Source organism: Pseudomonas sp. B21-032, assembly GCF_024748965.1.
Taxonomy (GTDB): Bacteria; Pseudomonadota; Gammaproteobacteria; order Pseudomonadales; family Pseudomonadaceae; genus Aquipseudomonas.
Genome location: NZ_CP087180.1, coordinates 4,865,713 through 4,888,228, shown reverse-complemented (window position 1 = coordinate 4,888,228; position 22,516 = coordinate 4,865,713). Strand labels below are relative to the sequence as shown.

The window sequence follows — 22,516 nt, the reverse complement described above, 5'->3', positions numbered from 1 at the left end:
GGCGGCTGGCCGGGCGCGTCGGGAGTATACAAAAAAGGTCCCGGCACATGACTGTGCAGCCCGTGAAGCAAAGAGCAAAAAAGTTGTAGGGGTAATGGCGCAGGGCAGTGGCGGGTTCAGCACTCGAAGGCATTTTTCAGCCAGTCCAGCGGTGGGCCCGAATGGCCTCTGCCTTGCAAGGCGATGACATCGAAACGGCAGGGGTGGTTGGCCCAGCGTGTTTCCTTTTGCAGAAAAGACTCGGCGGCTAGCACCAGTTTGTCCTGCTTGCGCCCGTCGATACTGGCGAGCGCACCGCCAAAATCCGCGTGCAGCCGGTAGCGGACTTCGACGAATACTACTGTATCGCTGTCGAGCATGACCAGATCAAGCTCGCCGCGTTTGCATCGCCAGTTCTGCGCCAGCAGCCGCAGGCCTTGCCCTTGAAGGTATTCAAGGGCTTGCCGTTCGGCGGCCTGGCCGGCCTGTTGGCGCGAACTGTCGGGCATCAGCGTGGGGTGTCGGGCAGGCGTTTGATTTGGCCGCCGGTGAACTCGGCCCACGGCAGTTGCCGCTCGATGCGCTGGTTCTCGTTCATGCTCAGGCTGCCGGACAGGCCGTCAATGCGGTTTTCCGGCAGCGCGCGCAGCTGGCCCAGGCGTGGTGCCAGGCTGAAGGCGTCGATGCCCATGGCGTACAGGCGGCCGAGGCTGCCGGCCGCTTGTGGCCACTGACGTTCTACCTGCTGGCGCAACGGGTTGCCGCTGTCGAGCAGCCATGGAGTATCGCAAAAGCGCACGCCGGTGAGGTCGCGGTACTGGTTGACGTCGCCGCTGGCGCTGTAAACGTGCGAGGTGGCATACACCGGTACGTCGCCAGCGTACTGGAAGTTCAGGGTCGGCTTGATCTGCTGGCCTTGCTGCGGGGTGGCGGCAAGGAAGATGAAGTCGATGTCCTGGCGGCGCGACGGCTGGGCCGATACGGCGCCGCCGACGGTGCTTTGCAGGCTCTTGGCGCGGCCTTCGCTCTGGCGCAGCTGGAACAGCTCGGCGATCTGCTGGGCCAGGGCTACCGGCTGGTCGATGTGCTGGGCAGCCAGCAGGCTGCCACCGTTGGCTTCCCAGTCCTGGCGGAAGGCCTTGAGCACGCGGTCGCCCCATTCGCCTTTCGGCACCAGGGCGACGGCGCGCACCATGCCGTCGGCGCGGGCGCGGCGCGACACTTCACGGGCTTCGTCTTCGGCGGCGAGGCCGAACTGATACAGCTGCTCCGGGCCTTTCTGGCCGGCATCGCTGTAGTTCAGGGCGAGGGTGGTGATCGGCAGTTGCGGGTAGGCGGCGAGCTTTTTCACCAGCGGTTTTTCCAGCGGGCCAACCACCAGTTGCACGCCAGAGGCCTGGGCCTGGCGGTAAAAGTCGTCCAGCGAGGTCAGTCGCGAGCTGTCGAAGACTTCGATGGTCGGCGGCTTCTGGCCGGCTTGCTGGGCCTGGAAGTGCGCGGCCATGAAACCGTCACGCAGGGCGCGGGCAACGCCGGCCAACTGGCCTTCCTGTGGCAGCAGCAGGGCGATTTTGGTCAGCGGCTGGCTGGTCAGTTCCATCAGCTTGATCAGCGACGGTGGCAGCTGGGCGGCGGCCGGGTGATCGGCGTGCTGGGCGCGCCAGGCGTCGATGGCGGCTTGTTGCTGCTCGACGGTGCCGGCGCCTTTTACCGCCAGGGCCAGGCTGGCCCAGCCGGCCATGGTGTCGGTGCCGCTGCTGAGGTTATTGAGCTGATCGCGCGGGGTGGCGGCTACCAGGTTCCAGATCGCGTCGTTGTTGGCGTTGGCAGCATCGCCCTTGAGCAGCGGCGTCAATTGCGCGCGCTCCTGGGCGGCGGCCAGTGGCTGGCCGTTGGCTTCCAGCACTGCGGCATGCACGCTGCGGGTACGGATCTGTTGATCTTCCGGCAGCTCGTTGAGGCGCGCCAGGCTTGGGTGGCTCAAGGCGACCAGGGCCATTTTCGGCTGGTTGCGGCTCATGGCCAGTTCTGCCGCCAGGGTGCTGGCGAAGATCTGCTGGGCCGGTTTGAGCTGCTCCAGCGGCACCTGCTCGAGGATGCGCGCGGCGCGGGCATTGTCCTTTTGCTTGTAGGCCAGGTCGGCGGCGCTCAGGCGCAACAGTGCAGCTTGCTCCGGCGTCTTGCTGGTGGTGGCCTGTTCAAGCAGTTGCTCGATGCTGGCATCCGGTGTGCGCGGCAGTTCGCCGAGGCTCGACGAGGGCGAGCTGGCGCAGGCTGCCAGCAGGGCGGCGAGGCAAAGGGCTGTGAACAGCCGCAGGCAAGCGATCATGTAAGGGTCCTGTTACTCGATCAAATTAACTGGCAATTGTACCCAAGCGCTGGCCGGGGCGCGATCTTGCTGGCGTTAATCCTTCAATATAGGTGCTGGAACGCCGCTTTGCGGCAATCCTGATTGCCCAATGTTGCCGAGTCTCGGGCTACAATGGCGCTTTGATCATGACGACAGGTGTGTGCAGTGACTGATGTTCCAGGGGCTTCCCAATCCACTTCGGGCACGCTTTACGTGGTGGCCACGCCGATCGGCAACCTGGATGACATGAGTGCCCGGGCACTGAAAATACTCGGTGATGTGGCGCTGATCGCCGCCGAAGACACCCGTCACTCCATTCGTCTGATGCAACACTTTGGTATCAACACGCCGCTGGCTGCCTGCCACGAGCACAACGAGCGTGATGAGGGCAGTCGTTTTATCACCCGTTTGCTGGCGGGCGACAACGTCGCGCTGATTTCCGACGCCGGTACGCCGCTGATTTCCGATCCTGGCTATCACCTGGTGCGCCAGGCCCGCGCCGCCGGCATCGCAGTGGTGCCGGTGCCCGGTGCCTGCGCGCTGATCGCGGCGCTGTCGGCCGCTGGCCTGCCGTCGGACCGGTTCATCTTCGAAGGCTTCCTGCCAGCCAAGGCTGTAGGACGTCGCGCGCGCCTGAGTCAGGTAAAGGAAGAGCCGCGTACGCTGATCTTCTACGAAGCACCGCACCGGATTCTCGAGTGCCTGCAGGACATGGAAGAGGTATTCGGTGGCGAGCGCCCGGCGTTGCTGGCCCGCGAGCTGACCAAAACCTTCGAGACCCTCAAGGGTTTGCCGCTGGCCGAGCTGCGCGCTTTCGTCGAGGCTGACAGCAATCAGCAGCGTGGCGAGTGTGTGGTGCTGGTGGCGGGCTATACCGCGCCGGAAGATGAGCAGGCGGTCAGCAGCGAGGCAATGCGTATTCTCGACCTGCTGCTGGCGGAAATGCCGCTCAAGCGCGCCGCTGCGCTGGCGGCGGAAATCACCGGGGTGCGCAAGAACCTGCTGTACCAGGCGGCACTGGAAAAACAGAAAGCCCACTGATGTTATAGTGCTATTATCGGTTTTATCGCTTGTTCTTGGCGCCCGCTACCGTTAACCTTTGCGGCGGAGAGTCGATTGGACAGTCGCTGCCTTCTATTGTTCCGCAATAGAGGGGGGAGGAAAGTCCGGGCTCCATAGGGCAGAGTGCCAGGTAATGCCTGGGGGGCGCGAGCCTACGGAAAGTGCCACAGAAAATAACCGCCTAAGCACTTCGGTGCCGGTAAGGGTGAAAAGGTGCGGTAAGAGCGCACCGCATGACTGGCAACAGTTCATGGCTAGGTAAACCCCACTCGGAGCAAGACCAAATAGGGTTCCATATGGCGCGGCCCGCGTTGGAACCGGGTAGGTTGCTAAAGGCGTCCAGTGATGGCCGTCGTAGAGGAATGACTGTCCTCGACAGAACCCGGCTTACAGATCGACTCTCCACCTCTTCCCCTCCTGCTTGAATCGATAGCAGATGCGTGCTGGTAATACCGAAAAAATCTTACTCTTAATAAATTACTTTAACTTCGCTCTCTATCCGTCTGAGCGGGTTTGAGTTTTTTTGTCAAAATCCCTTCCGAATTGTCCTTCTATCTTCTCTGTGCGCGCTAAATCTCCGATCTGTAAGGGATTTCCTTATAAGCGTGCCTTGACGGTGTGGTAGGCGGATTCCTATAGTGTGCGCAAGTGGCAGAAAGTGGCATGAAGTGGGTTTTCTGACACAAAAACGCTAACATTGTGGGGAATCGCAGCCGTGTTCCGCGGAGCCAACGCCATCAACCTCGACGCAAAGGGCCGTCTCGCAATGCCGAGCCGGTACCGTGACGAGCTCGATTCGCGTAGTTCCGGGCAGTTGATCGTGACCATCGATGCGGTTGATCCCTGTTTATGTGTGTACCCGCTCGATGAGTGGGAGCTGATTGAAGCCAAGTTGCGCGCCTTGCCGTCATTGCGTGAAGAGAACCGCCGCCTGCAGCGTTTGCTGATCGGCAATGCGGTGGATCTTGAGCTTGATGGCAGTGGGCGTTTCCTGGTGCCGCCGCGTTTGCGCGAGTACGCCAAGCTCGACAAGAAGGCAATGCTGGTGGGGCAACTGAACAAATTTCAGCTGTGGGACGAGGATGCCTGGAACGCGGTTTCGGCAGCCGACCTCGCAGCTATCCAACAACCGGGCGCCATGCCTGATGAACTGCGTGATTTGATCCTGTGACTATAGATAGCGGCTTTAACCACATCACCGTACTGCTTGACGAAGCCGTCGAGGCTCTCGCCGTACGCGCCGATGGCTGCTATCTGGATGGCACCTTCGGGCGCGGCGGGCATAGCCGGTTAGTCCTCAGCAAGCTCGGGCCGCAGGGCCGGCTGCTGGGTTTTGACAAGGACCCACAAGCGATTGCCACCGGGCAAGCGCTGGCGGCCGAAGACGGCCGCTTTGTCATTGTGCAGCGCAGTTTTGCCGAGCTGGGCGCCGAAGTTGCCGAGCGCGGCCTGGCCGGCAAGGTCAGCGGCATCCTGCTCGACCTGGGCGTCTCGTCGCCACAGCTGGACGACCCTGAGCGCGGCTTCAGCTTCCTCAACGACGGCCCGCTGGACATGCGCATGGACCCGACTCGCGGCGTCAGCGCTGCCGAGTTCATCGCCGCTGCGCCGGAAGAAGAAATCGCCCGGGTGTTCAAGGAATACGGCGAAGAGCGCTTTGCCAAGCGCATGGCCCGTGCCGTGGTGCTGCGCCGTGAAGAAACTCCGTTTACCCGCACCGCCGACCTTGCCGAAGTGCTCAAGGTTGCCAACCCGGCCTGGGAAAAGGGCAAAAACCCGGCAACCCGTGCCTTCCAGGGCCTGCGCATTCACGTCAACAACGAACTCGGTGATCTTGAGGCCGGCCTTGAGGCTGCGCTCGAAGCGCTGGAAGTCGGCGGGCGCCTGGTGGTGATCAGCTTCCACTCGCTGGAAGACCGCATCGTCAAACTGTTCATGCGCAAGCTGGTCAAGGGTGAGGCCGACAACCTGCCGCGCAACCTGCCGGTCCAGCACAAGCACTTCGAGCCGAAGATCAAGGTCCACGGCAAGGCCCAGTTCGCTTCCGAAGCCGAGCTCAAGGCCAACCCACGTTCGCGTAGCGCGGTCATGCGCGTCGCCGAGAAACTGCGGTGAGCCGTTTGTTCGCCAAGCCTTTGCCAGGCGGAAGCTTCCTGATGCTTCTGCTGTTCATTGGCGTGCTCGTTTCTTCGGTGGCGGTGTCCTACAGCGCGCACTGGAACCGTCAGTTGCTCAACACCCTGTACGGCGAACTCAGCGAGCGCGACAAGGCCCAGGCCGAGTGGGGCCGACTGATTCTCGAGCAGAGCACCTGGACGGCCCACAGCCGTATCGAGAACCTTGCCAGCGAACAGCTGAAAATGCGTATTCCGGCCGCTGACGAAGTACGGATGGTGGCGCCATGATGAAACTTGAAGGCGCACTCTACCCATGGCGGTTCCGCGTGGTCATCGCCCTGCTGGCACTGATGGTCGGCGCGATTGCCTGGCGCATCATCGACCTGCAGGTGGTCGACCGTGACTTCCTCAAGGGCCAGGGCGATGCCCGCAGCCTGCGACATATTCCTATTCCTGCGCACCGCGGGCTGATCACCGACCGTAATGGCGAGCCGCTGGCCGTCAGTACCCCGGTGACCACCCTGTGGGCCAACCCGAAAGAAATGCAGGCTGCCAAGGACCGCTGGCCGGCCCTGGCTGCCGCGCTCAAGCAGAACCCGCAGCAACTGGCGGCGCGCCTGGAACAGCAGGCCAGCAAGGAGTTCATTTACCTGGTCCGCGGCCTGACCCCGGAGCAGGGCCAGGTGGTGCTCGATCTTAAAGTCCCCGGTGTCTATGGCATCGAGGAATTCCGTCGTTTCTACCCGGCCGGCGATGTCGCCGCGCACATGGTCGGCTTTACCGACCTCGACGACCATGGCCGCGAAGGCGTGGAGCTGGCCTACGATGAATGGCTGGCCGGCGTGCCCGGCAAGCGACAGGTGATCAAGGACCGGCGCGGCCGGCTGATCAAGGACATCCAGGTAACCAAAAACGCCAAGGCCGGAAAGACCTTGGCGTTGTCGATCGACCTGCGCCTGCAATACCTGGCCACCCGCGAGTTGCGCAACGCCATTGCCGAACAGGAAGCCAAGGCCGGCAGCCTGGTGATCCTCGACGTCAAGACCGGCGAAGTGCTGGCCATGGTCAACCAGCCGACCTACAACCCCAACAACCGTCGCAGCATGTTCCCGGCGGCCATGCGTAACCGGGCGATCATCGACGTGTTCGAGCCAGGTTCGACGGTCAAGCCGCTGTCCATGAGCGCGGCCCTGCAGAGCGGGCGCTGGAAGCCGACCGACAAGGTCGAGGTCTACCCGGGCACCCTGCAACTGGGCCGCTACACCATTCGCGACGTATCGCGCAGCGAAGGGCCGATCCTCGACCTGACCGGCATCCTGATCAACTCCAGTAACGTCGGCATGAGCAAGATTGCCTTCGATATCGGTGGCGAATCGATCTACCGGGTCATGTCCCAGCTGGGGCTTGGCCAGTACACCGGCCTGGGCTTCCCGGGCGAGCGCGTCGGCAACCTGCCCAACCACCGCGAGTGGCGCAAGGCCGAGACCGCGACCCTGTCCTACGGCTACGGCCTGTCGGTGACCGCGCTGCAACTGGTGCATGCCTACGCCGCGCTGGCCAACGACGGCAAGATGGTGCCGCTGAGCATCCTCAAGGTCGACAAGGCGCCGGAGTCTACCCAGGTCGTGCCCAAGGAAGTCGCCGAGACTATCCAGGGCATGGTCCAGCAGGTTATCGAGGCGCCGCGCGGGGTGTTCCGCGCCCAGGTGCCGTTCTACCACGTGGGTGGCAAGTCGGGCACCGCGCGTAAAGCCACTATCGGTTCCAAGGGTTACACCGAGAATTCGTACCGTTCGCTGTTCGCCGGCTTCGGGCCGATGAGCGACCCGCGCTATGCCGTGGTCGTGGTCATCGATGAGCCGAGCAAGGGCGGCTACTTCGGTGGTCTGGTATCGGCGCCGGTGTTCAGCAAAGTCATGTCCGGCACCCTGCGCCTGATGAACATTCCGCCGGACAACCTGCCGCCGGCAACACCTACGCAGCAAGTCAACGCTGCACCGGTCAAGGGAGGACGCGGTTGATGACAATGCCATTGAGCAAGCTTTTTACCCAGGCCAGCCGCGATCCGTCGATCCGCGAACTGACCCTGGACAGCCGCAACGTGCGCCCGGGCGACCTGTTCCTGGCGGTGCCGGGTACGCGCATGGATGGCCGTGAACACATTGCCGACGCGCTCAAGCGCGGTGCCGCGGCGGTCGCCTATGAAGCCGAAGGCGCCACCGTGCTGCCGATCGCCGAGGTGCCGTTGATCCCGGTCAAGGGCCTGGCCGCGCAACTGTCGGACATCGCCGGGCGTTTCTACGGTGAGCCGAGCCGCCTGCTCGACCTGGTCGGCGTCACCGGCACCAACGGCAAGACCAGCGTCACCCAGCTGGTAGCCCAGGCGCTGGACCAGCTCGGCCAGCACTGTGGCCTGATCGGCACCCTCGGGACCGGTTTCTATGGCGCCCTGCAAAGCGGTCGCCTGACCACGCCGGACCCGATCGCCGTGCAGGCGACCCTGAGCGACCTGAAAAAGGCCGGGGCCAAGGCCGTGGCCATGGAAGTCTCTTCCCATGCCCTGGACCAGGGCCGGGTCGCGGCTCTGGCATTCGATATTGCGGTGATGACCAACCTGTCCCGTGATCACCTCGACTACCACGGCAGCATGCAGGCTTACGAAGACGCCAAGGCGCGCCTGTTCGCCTGGCCGAACCTGCGTTGCCGGGTGGTCAACCTCGATGACGATTTTGGCCGGCGCCTGGCAGCCGGGCAGGGCGAGTCGCGCCTGATCAGCTACAGCCTCAAGGATCCGGCCGCGTCGCTGTACTGCCGCGAAGCGCATTTCGATGATGATGGCGTGCGCGCCGTGATCGTCACCGCCCAGGGTGAGCACGCGCTGCGCAGCCGCCTGCTCGGGCGCTTCAACCTGAGCAACATGCTCGCGGCGGTCGGCACCTTGCTGGCGCTGGATTACCCGCTGGACGAAATTCTCAAGGTCACCCCGGCGCTGGAAGGCCCGGTCGGGCGCATGCAGCGCCTGGGCGGCGGCAGCAAGCCGCTGGTGGTGGTCGATTACGCGCATACCCCCGATGCCCTGGAGCAGGTGCTGCAAGCGTTGCGCCCGCACGCCAAGGGCCAGTTGCTGTGCCTGTTCGGTTGCGGCGGCGATCGCGATCGCGGCAAGCGGCCGCTGATGGCTGAAGTTGCCGAGCGCCTGGCTGACCGCGTGCTGGTTACCGACGACAACCCGCGCACTGAAGACCCGCAGCAGATCTTCGCCGACATCCGCCCGGGTTTTGCCCAGGCCGATGCGGTCGATTTCGTTGCCGGCCGCGGTGCCGCCATCGCTCAGCTGATTGCCAGCGCCGGCGTTGACGATGTCATCGTCCTGGCCGGCAAGGGGCATGAGGACTATCAGGAAATCAACGGCGAGCGCCACGACTTCTCCGACCTGGTTGAAGCTGAGAAGGCCCTGGCCGTGTGGGAGGCTGCCCATGCTTAAGCCATTGTCCCTCAGCCAACTGACGGCGCCGCTCAACGGCCGCCTGCACGGTCAGGATGCAACCTTCAATGGCGTCAGCATCGACAGCCGTGCCATCACCGCCGGGCAGCTTTTCGTTGCCCTGGCCGGGCCGCGTTTTGACGGCCACGATTACTTGAACGACGTTGCTGGCAAAGGCGCGGTCGCCGCCCTGGTGCAGCGCGAAGTGCCGGGCAGCAGCCTGGCGCAGTTGGTGGTTGCCGATACCCGCCTGGCCCTGGGCCAGCTCGGCGCGTTGAACCGCGCCGCTTTCGACAAGCCGGTCGCCGCCATTACCGGCTCCAGCGGCAAGACCACGGTCAAGGAGATGCTTGCCAGCATCCTGCGCACCCGTGGCCCGGTGCTGGCCACCCGTGGCAACCTCAACAACGATTTTGGCGCACCGCTGACCCTGCTCGAACTGGCTCCGGAACACACCGCGGCGGTGATCGAGCTGGGTGCCTCGCGCATCGGCGAAATTGCCTACACCGTCGGCCTGACCAAGCCACAGGTCGCGTTGATCAACAATGCCGGAACTGCTCATGTCGGCGAGTTCGGCGGGCCAGAGAAGATTGTCGAAGCCAAGGGCGAGATCCTCGAAGGTCTGGGGCAGGATGGCGTGGCCGTATTGAACCTTGATGACAAGGCCTTCGCCATCTGGAAAAAGCGCGCCGGTAATCGCCCACTGCTGACCTTCGCCCTGAACAACGCCGACGCCGATTTCCACGCTGCCAACATCGCCCACGACCCGCGCGGTTGCCCGTCGTTCGACCTGCACAGCCCGCTGGGCGTGGCGCGGGTCCAGCTCAACCTGCTGGGCACCCACAACGTGGCCAACGCACTGGCGGCCGCCGCTGCCGCGCATGCCTTTGGTCTGACCCTGGACGGTATCGTCCAGGGCCTCAATGCCGTGCAACCGGTCAAGGGCCGCACTGTGGTGCAGATGGCGGCCAACGGTGTGCGGGTGATTGATGACACTTACAACGCAAACCCCACCTCGATGTGCGCTGCCGTTGATATACTCGCCGGCTTTTCCGGCCGCACCGTCCTGGTGCTCGGGGATATCGGCGAATTGGGCCAGTGGGCTGAGGAAGGGCATCGGCAGGTAGGCGAGTACGCCAAAGACAAGGTTTCGGCACTCTATGCGGTGGGCACCAACATGGCCCACGCGGTAGCTGCGTTCGGTACCAATGCCCGACATTTCGCTAATCAAGCTGACCTGATCGACGCCGTTCGCGCCGCCGAACAGGCCACCAACACCACTATTTTGATCAAGGGTTCGCGCAGCGCTGCGATGGAGAACGTCGTGGCGGCTTTGTGCGGTTCCAGCGGGGAGAAACATTAATGCTGCTGCTGCTGGCTGAGTATCTGCAACAGTTCTACAAAGGCTTCGCGGTCTTTCAGTACCTGTCCCTGCGCGGGATTCTGGGTGTACTGACCGCGTTGTCGCTGGCCCTGTGGCTGGGCCCATGGATGATCCGTACCCTGCAGATTCGCCAGATCGGTCAAGCCGTTCGTAACGACGGCCCGCAATCGCACCTGTCCAAATCCGGCACCCCGACCATGGGTGGCGCACTGATCCTGTCGGCCATCGGCATCAGCACCCTGCTGTGGGCCGACCTGACCAACCGTTATGTCTGGGTGGTGCTGATCGTCACCCTGCTGTTCGGCGCCATCGGCTGGGTCGATGACTACCGCAAGGTGATCGAGAAGAACTCGCGCGGCCTGCCGAGTCGCTGGAAGTATTTCTGGCAGTCGGTGTTCGGCCTGGGCGCGGCGATCTTCCTTTACATGACCGCGCCGACCAGCGTCGAAACCACCCTGATCGTGCCGATGCTCAAGGATGTCACCATCCCGTTGGGTATCGGTTTCGTCGTCCTGACCTACTTCGTCATCGTTGGCTCGAGCAACGCGGTGAACCTCACCGACGGCCTCGATGGCCTGGCGATCATGCCAACAGTCATGGTCGGCGGCGCCCTGGGCATCTTCTGCTACCTGTCGGGTAACGTGAAATTCGCTGAATACCTGCTGATCCCTTATGTACCGGGCGCAGGCGAACTGATCGTATTCTGTGGCGCGCTGATCGGTGCCGGCCTGGGCTTTTTGTGGTTCAACACCTATCCGGCCCAGGTGTTCATGGGCGACGTCGGTGCCCTGGCACTGGGCGCCGCACTGGGCACGATCGCGGTGATCGTGCGCCAGGAAATCGTCCTGTTCATCATGGGCGGTGTGTTCGTCATGGAGACCCTGTCGGTGGTGATCCAGGTGGCCTCCTTCAAGTTGACCGGCAAGCGCGTGTTCCGCATGGCGCCGATTCACCACCACTTTGAACTCAAGGGTTGGCCCGAGCCTCGGGTGATCGTCCGCTTCTGGATTATCACCGTGATTCTGGTGCTGATCGGCCTTGCCACCCTGAAACTGAGGTAGAAACGCGTGTCCTTGATCGCTTCTGACCACTTCCGCATCGTTGTCGGCCTCGGCAAGAGCGGCATGTCCCTGGTTCGCTTCCTGGCGAACCGGGGCATTGCCTTTGCGGTTGCCGACACCCGTGACAACCCTCCGGAACTGGACACCCTGCGCCGTGATTTCCCGCAGGTGGAAGTGCGCTGTGGCGAGCTGGACGTCGAGTTTCTCTGTCGCGCCGACGAGCTGTATGTCAGCCCCGGCCTGGCCCTTGCCACCCCGGCCCTGCAACAGGCCGCTGCCCGCGGCGTGAAGCTGTCGGGCGATATCGAACTGTTCGCCCGCAACGCCAAGGCGCCGATCATTGCCATCAGCGGCTCCAACGCCAAAAGCACTGTCACCACCCTGGTTGGCGAAATGGCCGCCGCGGCAGGCAAACGTGTGGCGGTCGGCGGCAACCTCGGTACCCCGGCGCTGGATTTGCTCAGCGACGACGTCGAGCTGTACGTGATGGAGCTGTCGAGCTTTCAGTTGGAGACCACCGACCAGCTCAACGCCGAAGTGGCCACCGTGCTCAACGTCAGCGAAGACCACATGGACCGCTACAGCGGCCTGCCGGCCTATCATCTGGCCAAGCACCGGATCTTCCGTGGTGCGCGCCAGGTGGTGGTCAACCGCCAGGATGCCCTGAGCCGGCCTCTGTTGTCTGAAGGCCAACCGGTATGGACCTTTGGTCTGAATGCGCCCGACTTCAAGGCCTTCGGTCTGCGCGAAGAGAACGGCGAGAAGTACCTGGCGTTCGAATTCCAGAATCTGATGCCGGTGCGCGAGCTGAAGATTCGCGGCGCCCACAACCAGTCCAACGCCCTGGCGGCCCTGGCCCTGGGCCATGCGGTCGGTTTGCCGATGGACGCCATGCTCTCCAGCCTGCGCACCTTCGCAGGCCTTGCCCACCGTTGCCAGTGGATCCGCGAGCGTAACGGCGTGAACTGGTATGACGACTCCAAGGCGACCAACGTCGGTGCCGCCCTGGCGGCGATCGAAGGCCTGGGCGCCGATATCGACGGCAAGCTGGTGCTGGTCGCCGGCGGCGATGGCAAAGGTGCCGACTTCAGCGCCCTGCGCGCACCGGTTGCAGCCAACTGCCGCGCCGTTGTGCTGCTTGGCCGCGATGCCGAGCGCCTGGCGCAAGCCCTGGGCGACGACGTGCCGCAGATCCGGGTGAACACCCTCGATGAAGCCGTGCAGCAATGCGCCGAACTGGCCCAGCCTGGCGATGCCGTGCTGTTGTCGCCGGCCTGCGCGAGCCTGGACATGTTCAAAAACTTCGAAGAGCGTGGGCGCCTGTTCGCCCAGGCCGCAGGAGGGCTGGCATGATCTTCGGCATCATCAAGCCTTATCCATCGCCGCTGATCAGCGGTCGCGGCATCGACCTCGATTTCGCCATGCTCGCCGGCTGCCTGGCGCTGCTCGGCCTCGGCCTGGTGATGATCACCTCGGCGTCCTCGGAAGTCGCCGCGGCGCAGTCGGGCAACCCGCTGTATCACATGTTTCGCCACCTGGTGTACGTGGCCATCGGCGTCTTTGCCTGCATCGTCACCATGATGGTGCCGATCGCCACCTGGCAGAAGATGGGCTTCACCATGCTGGTCGGCGCCTTCGGCCTGCTGGTGCTGGTACTGGTGCCGGGCATCGGCCGCGAAGTGAACGGCTCGATGCGCTGGATCGGCTTCAGCTTCTTCAACGTCCAGCCCTCGGAAATCGCCAAGGTCTTCGTGGTCATTTACCTGGCCGGTTACCTGGTGCGTCGCCAGCAGGAAGTGCGCGAAAGCTGGATGGGCTTCTTCAAGCCGTTCATCGTGCTGTTGCCAATGGCCGGCCTGCTGCTGATGGAGCCGGACTTCGGTGCCACGGTGGTCATGATGGGCGCGGCGGCAGCGATGCTGTTCCTTGGTGGCGTCGGTCTGTTCCGTTTCAGCTTGATGGTGGTGCTGGCGGTGGCGGCGGTGTTCATCCTGGTCCAGGCCCAACCCTACCGGATGGCACGTTTGATCACCTTTACCGACCCCTGGTCGGATCAGTTCGGCTCCGGCTACCAGCTGACCCAGGCGCTGATCGCCTTCGGTCGCGGCGAGTGGCTGGGTGTCGGCCTGGGCAACAGCGTGCAGAAGCAGTTCTACCTGCCCGAAGCGCACACCGACTTCGTTTTTTCGGTACTTGCCGAAGAACTGGGCGTGGTCGGCTCGCTGGTCACCGTGGCGCTGTTTGTGTTTGTCACTGTGCGCGCGCTGTACATCGGCCTGTGGGCTGAAAAAGCCAAGCAGTTCTTTGCCGCCTACATGGCTTTCGGCCTGGCCTTCCTGTGGATTGGTCAGTTCCTGATCAACATCGGCGTGAACGTCGGCCTGCTGCCGACCAAGGGCCTGACCCTGCCGTTCCTCAGTTACGGCGGTAGCTCGCTGGTGATCTGCTGCGCCTGCGTCGGCTTGCTGCTGCGGATCGAGTGGGAGAGCCGCACGCACCTGGGCAGTGAAGAACACGAATTCGATGAAAGCGATTTTGCCGAGGAGCCGAATCATGGCCGCTAACGGCAAGAACGTATTGATCATGGCCGGCGGCACCGGGGGCCACGTGTTCCCGGCGCTGGCCTGCGCCCGTGAGTTCCAGGCGCGCGGCTTCAGCGTGCACTGGCTGGGCACCCCTCGCGGTATCGAGAATGAACTGGTGCCCCAGGCAGGCCTGCAATTGCACCTGATCCAGGTCACCGGCCTGCGCGGCAAGAGCAAGCTGTCGTTGCTCAAGGCGCCGTTCACCCTGGTCAAGGCGGTGCTGCAGGCGCGGCGGGTCATTCGTCAGCTCAAGCCGGTGTGTGTGGTCGGCTTCGGTGGCTACGTGACCGGCCCCGGTGGCGTAGCCGCCAAGCTCTGCGGCGTGCCGGTGGTGATTCACGAGCAGAACGCCCGCGCCGGTACCGCCAATCGGCTGCTGGTGCCCTTGGCTGGCCGAGTCTGCGAAGCTTTCCCCGACACCTTCGCAGCGTCGGACAAACTGCGCACCACCGGTAACCCGGTGCGCAGCGAACTGTTCATGGAAACCCTGCGCGAGCCCCTGGGCGCGCGCAGGCCTCGCTTGCTGGTACTCGGCGGAAGCCTGGGTGCCGAACCACTGAACAAGCTGCTGCCCCAGGCCCTGGCCCAGGTGCCTCAGGAGATTCGTCCCGAGGTGTTCCACCAGGCTGGCAAGCAGCACGACCAGATTACCGCCGAGCGTTATCGCCAGGCGGGTGTCGAGGCTCAGGTAGAGCCGTTCATCAAGGACATGGCCCATGCCTATGGCTGGGCTGATCTGGTGGTCTGCCGCGCGGGTGCGCTGACTGTCAGCGAGCTGGCTGCGGCCGGCTTGCCCTCGATGCTGGTGCCCTTGCCCCATGCCATCGACGACCACCAGACCCACAACGCCCATTATCTGGCCCGTGAAGGCGCTGCCTTCCTGATGCCACAAGCGACAACTGGCGCAGCGCAACTCGCTGAACGCCTGAACGAGGTGCTGATGCAACCGGAAAAACTCACCACCATGGCCGCCACTGCCCGGCGCCTGGCCAAGCCCGCTGCCACCCGCACCGTGGTCGATATCTGTCTGGAGGTGGCCCATGGTTGAGAATCAAAAAGCCATGCCACAACCGGAAATGCGCCGTATCCGTCGCATCCACTTCGTCGGTATCGGCGGCGTGGGCATGTGCGGTATTGCCGAAGTGCTGCTGAACCTGGGTTACCAGGTGTCGGGCTCCGACCTCAAGACCTCGCCGGTCACCGAGCGTCTGGAATCCTTCGGTGCGCAGATCTTCATCGGTCACCGTGCCGAGAACGCCGCCAGCGCCGATGTGCTGGTGGTCTCGAGCGCCATCAACACCGCCAACCCGGAGGTCGCCACCGCCCTTGAGCGGCGCATTCCGGTGGTGCCGCGGGCCGAGATGCTCGCCGAGCTGATGCGCTACCGCCACGGCATCGCCGTTGCCGGTACCCATGGCAAGACCACCACCACCAGCCTGCTGGCCTCGGTATTCGCCGCCGGTGGCCTGGACCCGACCTTCGTCATCGGTGGCCGCCTCAATGCAGCCGGCACCAATGCCCAGCTCGGCACCAGCCGCTACCTGATCGCCGAAGCCGATGAAAGCGACGCCAGCTTCCTGCACCTGCAGCCGCTGGTGGCGGTGGTCACCAACATCGACGCCGACCATATGGCGACCTACGAAGGCGACTTCAACAAACTGAAGAAAACCTTCGTCGAGTTCCTCCACAACCTGCCGTTCTACGGGCTGGCGGTGATGTGCCTGGACGATCCGGTGGTGCGCGAGATCCTCCCGCAGGTCAAGCGTCCGGCGGTCACCTATGGCTTCAGCGAAGAAGCCGACGTGCGCGCGATCAATGTCCGCCAGTCGGGCATGCAGACCCACTTCACCGTGCTGCGCCGCGATCGCGAGCCGCTGGACGTGTCGGTCAACATGCCGGGCAATCACAACGTGCTCAACGCCCTGGCGACCATCGCCATTGCCACCGACGAGGGCATCAGCGATGAAGCCATTGTCCAGGGCCTTTCGGGGTTCCAGGGGGTAGGGCGGCGCTTCCAGGTCTACGGCGAACTGCCGGTAGAGGGCGGCAGCGTGATGCTGGTCGACGACTACGGCCACCATCCGACCGAAGTCGCGGCGGTGATCAAGGCCGTGCGCGGTGGCTGGCCTGAGCGGCGCCTGGTGATGGTTTACCAGCCGCACCGTTACAGCCGCACCCGCGACCTCTACGACGATTTCGTCCAGGTCCTGGCCGACGCCAACGTACTGCTGCTGATGGAAGTCTACCCGGCCGGCGAAGAGCCGATCCCCGGTGCCGACAGCCGTCAGCTGTGCCACAGCATCCGCCAGCGCGGCCAGCTCGACCCGATCTACATCGAGCGCGGCATCGAGCTGGCGCCGCTGGTCAAGCCGCTGCTGCGCGCTGGCGACATCCTGCTGTGCCAAGGTGCCGGTGACATCGGTGGCCTGGCCCCGCAATTACTCAAGAGTCCGTTGTTCGCTGGTGCTGTTGCCAGTCAGGGGAAGTCGAAATGACTGATAACGCATACGCCACTTTGCACTCGACCATCGACCCGAAAGCCTTCGGCCGCGTTGCCGTGCTGTACGGCGGCAAGAGCGCCGAGCGCGAGGTTTCGCTGAAGTCCGGCGCCGCAGTCATCCAGGCGCTGACCAGCGCCGGTGTCGATGTGGTCGCCATCGACGTCGGTGACGATCTGCTGCAGCGCCTGCTGAGCGAGAAGATCGACCGCGCCTTCATCATCCTCCACGGCCGTGGCGGTGAAGACGGCAGCATGCAGGGCTTGCTGGAGTGCCTGGGCATCCCTTATACCGGCAGCGGCATCCTCGCTTCGGCACTGGCCATGGATAAGCTGCGGACCAAGCAGGTCTGGCACAGCCTGGGGATTCCGACCCCTCGTCACGCCGTGCTGAGCAGCGAAGCCGACTGTATTTCTGCAGGTGCGGAACTGGGCTTCCCTTTGATCGTCAAACCGGCCCATGAAGGTTCCAGTATCGGTATGGCGAAAGTGCAGGGTGTCGACGAATTGATCGCCGCCTGGAAGGACGCCGCTACCTACGATTCGCAAGTGTTGGTCGAACAATGGATTCATGGTCCGGAGTTCACCGTCGCGACCCTGCGTGGCCAGGTGTTGCCGCCGATTGCCCTGGGCACGCCGCACACCTTCTATGACTACGACGCCAAGTACATTGCCAACGATACCCAGTACCGCATCCCGTGCGGCCTGGACGCGGCCAAGGAACAAGAGCTGATCGACCTGACTGCCCGTGCCTGCGACGCCATCGGCATCGCCGGCTGGGGCCGCCTGGACGTGATGCAGGACGAGCAGGGGCGTTTCTGGCTGCTCGAGGTCAACACCGCACCAGGCATGACTGATCACAGCCTGGTCCCGATGGCGGCACGCGCGGCCGGCCTGGACTTCCAGCAGTTGGTGCTGGCGATCCTGGCGGCAAGCGTCGAGGCGCGAGGTTAAGCCCATGCAAGGCGCGATGTTACGTCATCAGCAACCCGCCCCCGGCCGTAACAAGCCGGTGCCGCGTGGTGCCAGCCGGATGGTGGCCAAGGAGCCACTGTCGGCGCGCCTGCCCAAGGCCAACTTCAGCGTGTTCAAGCGCCTGCTGTGGCCGGTGCTGCTGGTCGTCGCAGGTTTTGGCGCCTACGAAGGTGCCCAGCGCCTGATGCCGTACGCCGATCGGCCGATTACCAAGATCGCCGTACAGGGCGACCTCAGCTACATCAGCCAGCAGGCGGTGCAGCAACGGATCGCCCCCTACGTAGCGGCGAGCTTCTTCACCGTCGACCTGGCGAGCATGCGCGCGGAACTGGAGCAGATGCCCTGGATCGCCCACGCCGAAGTGCGCCGGGTGTGGCCGGATGAAGTGGTGATCCGCCTGGAAGAACAGTTGCCGGTCGCGCGCTGGGGTGACGAAGCCTTGCTCAATAACCAGGGCCAGGCCTTTACCCCGCGTGAACTGGCCAACTACGAGCACCTGCCGCAGCTGTTCGGGCCGCAGCGGGCGCAGCAAAAAGTAATGCAGCAATATCAGGTCCTGAGCCAGATGTTGCGGCCGATGGGCTTTTCGATTGCCCGGCTGGAGTTGCGCGAGCGCGGCAGCTGGTTCCTGACCACCGGTGCCGGTAGCGCCGGGCCAGGTATCGAACTGCTGCTGGGACGCGATCATCTGGTGGAAAAGATGCGCCGCTTCATTGCCATTTACGACAAGACACTCAAAGAACAGATCACGAACATCGCCCGCATCGATCTGCGTTATGCCAATGGCCTGGCTGTTGGCTGGCGGGAACCGAATGCACCGACGACGGCCCAACCCGCCGTTGCGAAGAATTAGAGAGAGGCAGGACCCATGGCAAATGCGCATAGCGGCAAAATGATCGTCGGGCTGGATATCGGCACCTCCAAGGTCGTGGCACTGGTGGGCGAAGTCGCCGCCGACGGCACCCTGGAAATCGTCGGTATCGGCACCCACCCATCGCGCGGGCTGAAGAAGGGCGTGGTGGTCAATATCGAGTCCACCGTGCAGTCGATCCAGCGTGCGGTCGAAGAGGCCCAACTGATGGCCGGCTGCCGGATCCACTCGGCGTTCGTCGGTGTGGCCGGCAATCACATCCGCAGCCTGAACTCCCACGGCATCGTCGCCATCCGCGACCGTGAAGTCAGCGCCGCCGACCTTGAGCGCGTGCTCGACGCCGCCCAGGCCGTGGCCATTCCGGCCGACCAGCGGGTCCTGCACACCCTGCCGCAGGACTACGTGATCGACAACCAGGAAGGCGTGCGCGAGCCACTGGGCATGTCCGGCGTGCGTCTGGAAGCCAAGGTCCACGTGGTCACCTGCGCCGTCAATGCCGCGCAGAACATCGAAAAGTGCGTGCGTCGCTGCGGCCTGGAAATCGACGACATCATCCTCGAGCAACTGGCCTCGGCCTACTCGGTGCTGACCGATGACGAGAAAGAACTCGGCGTGTGCCTGGTCGACATCGGTGGCGGCACCACCGACATCGCCATCTTCACTGAAGGCGCGATCCGTCACACCGCGGTGATCCCGATTGCCGGCGACCAGGTGACCAACGACATCGCCATGGCCCTGCGTACCCCGACTCAATACGCCGAAGAGATCAAGATCCGTTACGCCTGCGCCCTGGCCAAGCTGGCCGGCGCCGGTGAAACCATCAAGGTGCCGAGCGTCGGCGACCGTCCGCCGCGCGAACTGTCGCGCCAGGCCCTGGCCGAAGTGGTCGAGCCGCGTTACGACGAGCTCTTCACCCTGATCCAGGCCGAACTGCGTCGCAGCGGCTACGAAGACCTGGTACCGGCGGGCATCGTCCTGACCGGCGGTACCTCGAAAATGGAAGGCGCGGTAGAACTTGCCGAGGAAATCTTCCACATGCCGGTACGCCTGGGCGTGCCGCACAGTGTTCGCGGCCTTAGCGATGTGGTGCGCAACCCGATTTATTCCACCGGTGTGGGCCTTTTGACCTACGGCCTGCAGAAGCAGTCCGACGGCTTGACCCTGACCGGTATCAGCAGCAGCAACAACGGCTATGGCGATGAACCGAAGGCTCCAGCGTTCGAACGCTTCAAACGCTGGGTCCAGGGCAACTTTTAAAGTTTCAAAGCAGTAGTAGTAGGCGCAAAAACTAGAGAACTGTAAGGAGAGGGAAAATGTTCGAGCTCGTAGACAACGTCCCGCAAAGTCCGGTCATCAAAGTGATCGGCGTCGGTGGCGGCGGTGGCAACGCCGTCAATCACATGGTCAAGAGCAACATCGAAGGCGTCGAATTCATCTGCGCCAACACCGATGCTCAAGCGCTGAAAAACATCGGCGCGCGCACCATCCTGCAACTGGGTACCGGCGTGACCAAGGGCCTGGGTGCCGGGGCCAATCCGGAAGTCGGCCGCCAGGCCGCGCTGGAAGACCGTGAGCGCATCGCTGAAGTGCTGCAAGGCACCAACATGGTGTTCATCACCACCGGCATGGGCGGCGGTACCGGTACCGGTGCGGCGCCAATCATCGCCGAAGTGGCCAAGGAACTGGGCATCCTCACCGTTGCCGTGGTGACCCGGCCGTTCCCGTTCGAAGGCCGCAAGCGCATGCAGATTGCCGACGAGGGCATCCGTGCACTGGCTGACAGCGTCGACTCGCTGATCACCATCCCCAACGAGAAGCTGCTGACCATCCTCGGCAAGGACGCCAGCCTGCTGTCGGCGTTCGCCAAGGCTGACGACGTACTGGCCGGTGCCGTTCGCGGTATCTCCGACATCATCAAGCGTCCGGGCATGATCAACGTCGACTTCGCCGACGTGCGTACCGTGATGAGCGAGATGGGCATGGCCATGATGGGTACCGGCTGTGCCAGCGGTCCTAACCGTGCACGTGAAGCGACCGAGGCAGCCATCCGCAACCCGCTGCTCGAAGACGTCAACCTGCAGGGCGCTCGCGGCATCCTGGTGAACATCACCGCAGGTCCTGACCTGTCGCTGGGTGAGTACTCGGACGTCGGTAGCATCATCGAGGCCTTCGCATCCGATCACGCCATGGTCAAGGTCGGTACCGTTATCGATCCGGACATGCGCGACGAGCTGCACGTTACCGTGGTTGCCACTGGCCTGGGTGCGAAAATCGAGAAGCCGGTCAAGGTTATCGACAACACCATGCAGACCGCTGCGGCGCAGACCCCGGCTCCGGCCCCTGTACGCAACGAGTCGTCGGTTAACTACCGTGACCTGGAGCGTCCGACCGTGATGCGCAACCAGGCCCACGCCGGTGCTGCGGCGGCTGCAAAACTTAATCCGCAAGACGATCTGGACTACCTGGACATCCCGGCATTCCTGCGTCGTCAGGCCGATTAATGAAATTTATCAGGGGTATAAGGGTGATTGGTGTTCAGCAAAGGCCGGGTCTGGTATTATCCTCAGCCTTTGTTGATACCAGTTCGCAATTTGCGCTGAAGCGGCCAATGCCATGATTAAACAACGCACCCTGAAGAATATTATCCGTGCCACAGGTGTCGGCCTGCACTCCGGGGAAAAGGTTTACCTGACCCTCAAACCTGCACCTGTGGATACCGGCATCGTATTTCGCCGTGCCGACCTCGACCCCGTGGTGGAAATTCCCGCCCGCGCGGCCAACGTCGGCGAGACCACCATGTCGACGACACTGGTCAACGGCGATACCAAGGTAGACACGGTTGAGCACTTGCTCTCGGCCATGGCTGGCCTGGGCATCGATAACGCCTACGTCGAGCTCTCCGCGTCCGAAGTGCCGATCATGGACGGTAGCGCTGGGCCCTTTGTATTCCTGATTCAATCTGCCGGCCTGGAAGAACAGGACGCAGCCAAGAAGTTCATCCGCATCCTGCGCGAAGTGACAGTGGAAGACGGCGACAAGCGCGCTACTTTCCTGCCATTCGACGGGTTCAAGGTGAGTTTCGAGATCGATTTCGATCACCCGGTGTTCCGCAACCGGACCCAAAGCGCCAGCGTGGACTTTTCCAGCACCTCGTTTGTGAAGGAAGTCAGCCGCGCCCGTACCTTCGGGTTCATGAGTGACATCGAGTACCTGCGCAAGCACAACCTCGCACTCGGTGGCAGTGTGGAAAACGCCATCGTGGTCGACAAGGACGGCGTGCTCAACGAAGACGGTCTTCGCTACGAAGACGAATTCGTCAAGCACAAGATCCTCGACGCCATCGGCGACCTCTACCTGCTGGGCAACAGCCTGATCGGCGAGTTCAAGGGCTACAAGTCCGGACACGCGCTGAACAACCAGCTGCTGCGCAAGCTGATCGAGGAAACAGACGCCTGGGAAGTGGTGACTTTCGAAGATGCCAGCACGGCACCGATCTCTTACATGCGTCCGGTTGCGGCAGTGTAAGTACGAACACTCTCTTCTTTAGTTTTTTTCGGCCACCTTCGGGTGGCCTTTTTTATGCCTGAAGCCCCTGTAGGAGCGGGCATGCCCCGCGATAGCAGGTGCAACGGGGGCAAGTCGAGTCATACCCTCAAGAGTCCGCCGCATCCTTATCCCGCGCATGGCTGGCCAACCGCTCCAGCGCCGCCCGCAGCTTCGGATCGCTGATGCCTTCAGCCGTCGCCTGAATACTTTCGGCCGCCCGGCTCGACAGGTCGGCGGTGTGCCCGGCCGCGCGGCTCTGGGTGGTCGGTGGCTGTACCTTGAACACAATCCGCGTCAGGCTGGCAAAGGCTTCCAGGGTCTGCAACTGGCGTTGCAGGCGTTTTTGCTGGTAACGCAGGCGGGTGGCCCAGTGGCCGTCGGTGACGATCAACAACAGCGTGCCCTCGCGCCAGGAAGCGAGGTGGCAATGTTCGCGGGCCGCCGGCTGCAGCTGGCTGTCGAGCAGCTTCTGCAGTTGCGCCAGGCGCTGGGCCTGGCTGAACAGGGCTTTGAGCGGCCGGGCTTCGCGCAGAAGGACAGCGGGAGCGCGGGCTGGCGAGGGGCGAAAAGCCATGAAGGGACACCTGAAGTTACAGAGCTGCCAT

At 63.4% G+C, this 22,516-nt stretch carries 20 protein-coding genes and 1 other RNA gene; 18 read left to right on the top strand and 3 right to left on the bottom strand.

Translation table 11 applies throughout. The features are described from left to right. Positions 1–116: 116 nt before the first annotated feature. Entirely contained in the window at positions 117–488 is a 372-nt protein-coding gene (locus LOY54_RS22485) for a YraN family protein (RefSeq protein ID WP_045197304.1), read from the bottom strand. Then, on the bottom strand, positions 488–2,308 hold the full coding sequence (locus LOY54_RS22480) for a penicillin-binding protein activator (RefSeq protein ID WP_258607966.1): 1,821 nt from the start codon (positions 2,306–2,308) through the stop codon (positions 488–490). The genes LOY54_RS22485 and LOY54_RS22480 overlap by 1 nt, the downstream gene beginning before the upstream one ends. Before the next feature lie 186 nt (positions 2,309–2,494). Between LOY54_RS22480 and rsmI the strand changes: the two genes are divergently transcribed. The 18 genes from rsmI (at position 2,495) to lpxC (ending at position 21,890) form a co-directional block, all read left to right on the top strand. Continuing rightward, positions 2,495–3,370 (top strand): 16S rRNA (cytidine(1402)-2'-O)-methyltransferase, encoded by an 876-nt coding sequence (rsmI, locus tag LOY54_RS22475; RefSeq protein ID WP_045197308.1) that lies wholly within the window; start codon positions 2,495–2,497, stop codon positions 3,368–3,370. A gap of 67 nt (positions 3,371–3,437) precedes the next feature. After that, an RNA gene (gene rnpB, locus LOY54_RS22470) (RNase P RNA component class A) lies at positions 3,438–3,797 on the top strand. A 309-nt stretch (positions 3,798–4,106) separates the two neighbouring features. Then, entirely contained in the window at positions 4,107–4,562 is a 456-nt protein-coding gene (mraZ, locus tag LOY54_RS22465; protein ID WP_010220775.1) for a division/cell wall cluster transcriptional repressor MraZ, read from the top strand. Further along, complete coding sequence (gene rsmH / locus LOY54_RS22460) at positions 4,559–5,506, top strand: 16S rRNA (cytosine(1402)-N(4))-methyltransferase RsmH (RefSeq protein ID WP_408980535.1); 948 nt, start codon at positions 4,559–4,561, stop codon at positions 5,504–5,506. Before mraZ ends, rsmH begins: the two co-directional genes overlap by 4 nt. Further along, a complete protein-coding gene (gene ftsL / locus LOY54_RS22455; protein WP_045197313.1) occupies positions 5,503–5,796 on the top strand; it encodes a cell division protein FtsL in 294 nt (97 codons plus the stop codon). The genes rsmH and ftsL overlap by 4 nt, the downstream gene beginning before the upstream one ends. Then, positions 5,796–7,529, top strand: a complete 1,734-nt coding sequence (locus tag LOY54_RS22450; protein WP_176794319.1) for a penicillin-binding protein 2 — start codon at positions 5,796–5,798, stop codon at positions 7,527–7,529. The genes ftsL and LOY54_RS22450 overlap by 1 nt, the downstream gene beginning before the upstream one ends. After that, on the top strand, positions 7,529–8,992 hold the full coding sequence (locus LOY54_RS22445; RefSeq protein WP_258607964.1) for a UDP-N-acetylmuramoyl-L-alanyl-D-glutamate--2,6-diaminopimelate ligase: 1,464 nt from the start codon (positions 7,529–7,531) through the stop codon (positions 8,990–8,992). Before LOY54_RS22450 ends, LOY54_RS22445 begins: the two co-directional genes overlap by 1 nt. Next, positions 8,985–10,355, top strand: coding sequence for a UDP-N-acetylmuramoyl-tripeptide--D-alanyl-D-alanine ligase (murF, locus tag LOY54_RS22440; protein ID WP_258607963.1), 1,371 nt, complete (start codon positions 8,985–8,987; stop codon positions 10,353–10,355). The genes LOY54_RS22445 and murF overlap by 8 nt, the downstream gene beginning before the upstream one ends. Continuing rightward, the gene (gene mraY / locus LOY54_RS22435; RefSeq protein ID WP_036996790.1) at positions 10,355–11,437 is read left to right on the top strand and encodes a phospho-N-acetylmuramoyl-pentapeptide-transferase; all 1,083 of its coding nucleotides are present in this window, start codon (positions 10,355–10,357) and stop codon (positions 11,435–11,437) included. The genes murF and mraY overlap by 1 nt, the downstream gene beginning before the upstream one ends. A 6-nt stretch (positions 11,438–11,443) precedes the next feature. Continuing rightward, the gene (gene murD, locus LOY54_RS22430; protein WP_258607962.1) at positions 11,444–12,790 is read left to right on the top strand and encodes a UDP-N-acetylmuramoyl-L-alanine--D-glutamate ligase; all 1,347 of its coding nucleotides are present in this window, start codon (positions 11,444–11,446) and stop codon (positions 12,788–12,790) included. Beyond that, the gene (ftsW, locus tag LOY54_RS22425) at positions 12,787–14,001 is read left to right on the top strand and encodes a putative lipid II flippase FtsW (protein ID WP_045197333.1); all 1,215 of its coding nucleotides are present in this window, start codon (positions 12,787–12,789) and stop codon (positions 13,999–14,001) included. Before murD ends, ftsW begins: the two co-directional genes overlap by 4 nt. Next, positions 13,991–15,070 carry an undecaprenyldiphospho-muramoylpentapeptide beta-N-acetylglucosaminyltransferase gene (gene murG, locus LOY54_RS22420; RefSeq protein WP_258607961.1) on the top strand — a complete coding sequence of 360 codons (1,080 nt, stop codon included), beginning with the start codon at positions 13,991–13,993 and terminating at the stop codon, positions 15,068–15,070. The genes ftsW and murG overlap by 11 nt, the downstream gene beginning before the upstream one ends. Beyond that, positions 15,063–16,517 carry a UDP-N-acetylmuramate--L-alanine ligase gene (murC, locus tag LOY54_RS22415; protein WP_045197336.1) on the top strand — a complete coding sequence of 485 codons (1,455 nt, stop codon included), beginning with the start codon at positions 15,063–15,065 and terminating at the stop codon, positions 16,515–16,517. Before murG ends, murC begins: the two co-directional genes overlap by 8 nt. Then, positions 16,514–17,473: a D-alanine--D-alanine ligase gene (locus LOY54_RS22410; RefSeq protein ID WP_258594788.1), complete on the top strand. Its 960-nt coding sequence runs from the start codon at positions 16,514–16,516 to the stop codon at positions 17,471–17,473. The genes murC and LOY54_RS22410 overlap by 4 nt, the downstream gene beginning before the upstream one ends. Positions 17,474–17,477: 4 nt before the next feature. After that, a complete protein-coding gene (locus LOY54_RS22405) occupies positions 17,478–18,347 on the top strand; it encodes a cell division protein FtsQ/DivIB (RefSeq protein WP_038998876.1) in 870 nt (289 codons plus the stop codon). Between the two features lie 15 nt (positions 18,348–18,362). After that, positions 18,363–19,622: a cell division protein FtsA gene (gene ftsA, locus LOY54_RS22400; protein ID WP_010220793.1), complete on the top strand. Its 1,260-nt coding sequence runs from the start codon at positions 18,363–18,365 to the stop codon at positions 19,620–19,622. A 56-nt stretch (positions 19,623–19,678) separates the two neighbouring features. Continuing rightward, positions 19,679–20,866, top strand: a complete 1,188-nt coding sequence (gene ftsZ, locus LOY54_RS22395; protein WP_045197340.1) for a cell division protein FtsZ — start codon at positions 19,679–19,681, stop codon at positions 20,864–20,866. 112 nt (positions 20,867–20,978) lie between these two features. After that, positions 20,979–21,890 (top strand): UDP-3-O-acyl-N-acetylglucosamine deacetylase, encoded by a 912-nt coding sequence (gene lpxC, locus LOY54_RS22390; RefSeq protein ID WP_028943297.1) that lies wholly within the window; start codon positions 20,979–20,981, stop codon positions 21,888–21,890. A gap of 127 nt (positions 21,891–22,017) precedes the next feature. Here the strand turns inward: lpxC and LOY54_RS22385 are convergent, their stop codons facing one another. Continuing rightward, positions 22,018–22,485 (bottom strand): DUF721 domain-containing protein, encoded by a 468-nt coding sequence (locus LOY54_RS22385; protein WP_093379832.1) that lies wholly within the window; start codon positions 22,483–22,485, stop codon positions 22,018–22,020. Positions 22,486–22,516 lie beyond the last annotated feature (31 nt).

Bases quoted from the DNA above. Each gene is read 5' to 3' on its own strand.
- ftsW (WP_045197333.1), top strand. From the start codon at position 12,787: ATGATCTTCGGCATCATCAAGCCTTATCCATCGCCGCTGATCAGCGGT.
- murF (WP_258607963.1), top strand. From the start codon at position 8,985: ATGCTTAAGCCATTGTCCCTCAGCCAACTGACGGCGCCGCTCAACGGC.
- murG (WP_258607961.1), top strand. From the start codon at position 13,991: ATGGCCGCTAACGGCAAGAACGTATTGATCATGGCCGGCGGCACCGGG.
- LOY54_RS22385 (WP_093379832.1), bottom strand. From the start codon at position 22,485: ATGGCTTTTCGCCCCTCGCCAGCCCGCGCTCCCGCTGTCCTTCTGCGC.
- ftsA (WP_010220793.1), top strand. From the start codon at position 18,363: ATGGCAAATGCGCATAGCGGCAAAATGATCGTCGGGCTGGATATCGGC.
- LOY54_RS22445 (WP_258607964.1), top strand. From the start codon at position 7,529: ATGACAATGCCATTGAGCAAGCTTTTTACCCAGGCCAGCCGCGATCCG.
- murC (WP_045197336.1), top strand. From the start codon at position 15,063: ATGGTTGAGAATCAAAAAGCCATGCCACAACCGGAAATGCGCCGTATC.
- LOY54_RS22450 (WP_176794319.1), top strand. From the start codon at position 5,796: ATGAAACTTGAAGGCGCACTCTACCCATGGCGGTTCCGCGTGGTCATC.
- ftsZ (WP_045197340.1), top strand. From the start codon at position 19,679: ATGTTCGAGCTCGTAGACAACGTCCCGCAAAGTCCGGTCATCAAAGTG.
- LOY54_RS22410 (WP_258594788.1), top strand. From the start codon at position 16,514: ATGACTGATAACGCATACGCCACTTTGCACTCGACCATCGACCCGAAA.
- LOY54_RS22485 (WP_045197304.1), bottom strand. From the start codon at position 488: ATGCCCGACAGTTCGCGCCAACAGGCCGGCCAGGCCGCCGAACGGCAA.
- mraY (WP_036996790.1), top strand. From the start codon at position 10,355: ATGCTGCTGCTGCTGGCTGAGTATCTGCAACAGTTCTACAAAGGCTTC.
- LOY54_RS22480 (WP_258607966.1), bottom strand. From the start codon at position 2,308: ATGATCGCTTGCCTGCGGCTGTTCACAGCCCTTTGCCTCGCCGCCCTG.
- lpxC (WP_028943297.1), top strand. From the start codon at position 20,979: ATGATTAAACAACGCACCCTGAAGAATATTATCCGTGCCACAGGTGTC.
- LOY54_RS22405 (WP_038998876.1), top strand. From the start codon at position 17,478: ATGCAAGGCGCGATGTTACGTCATCAGCAACCCGCCCCCGGCCGTAAC.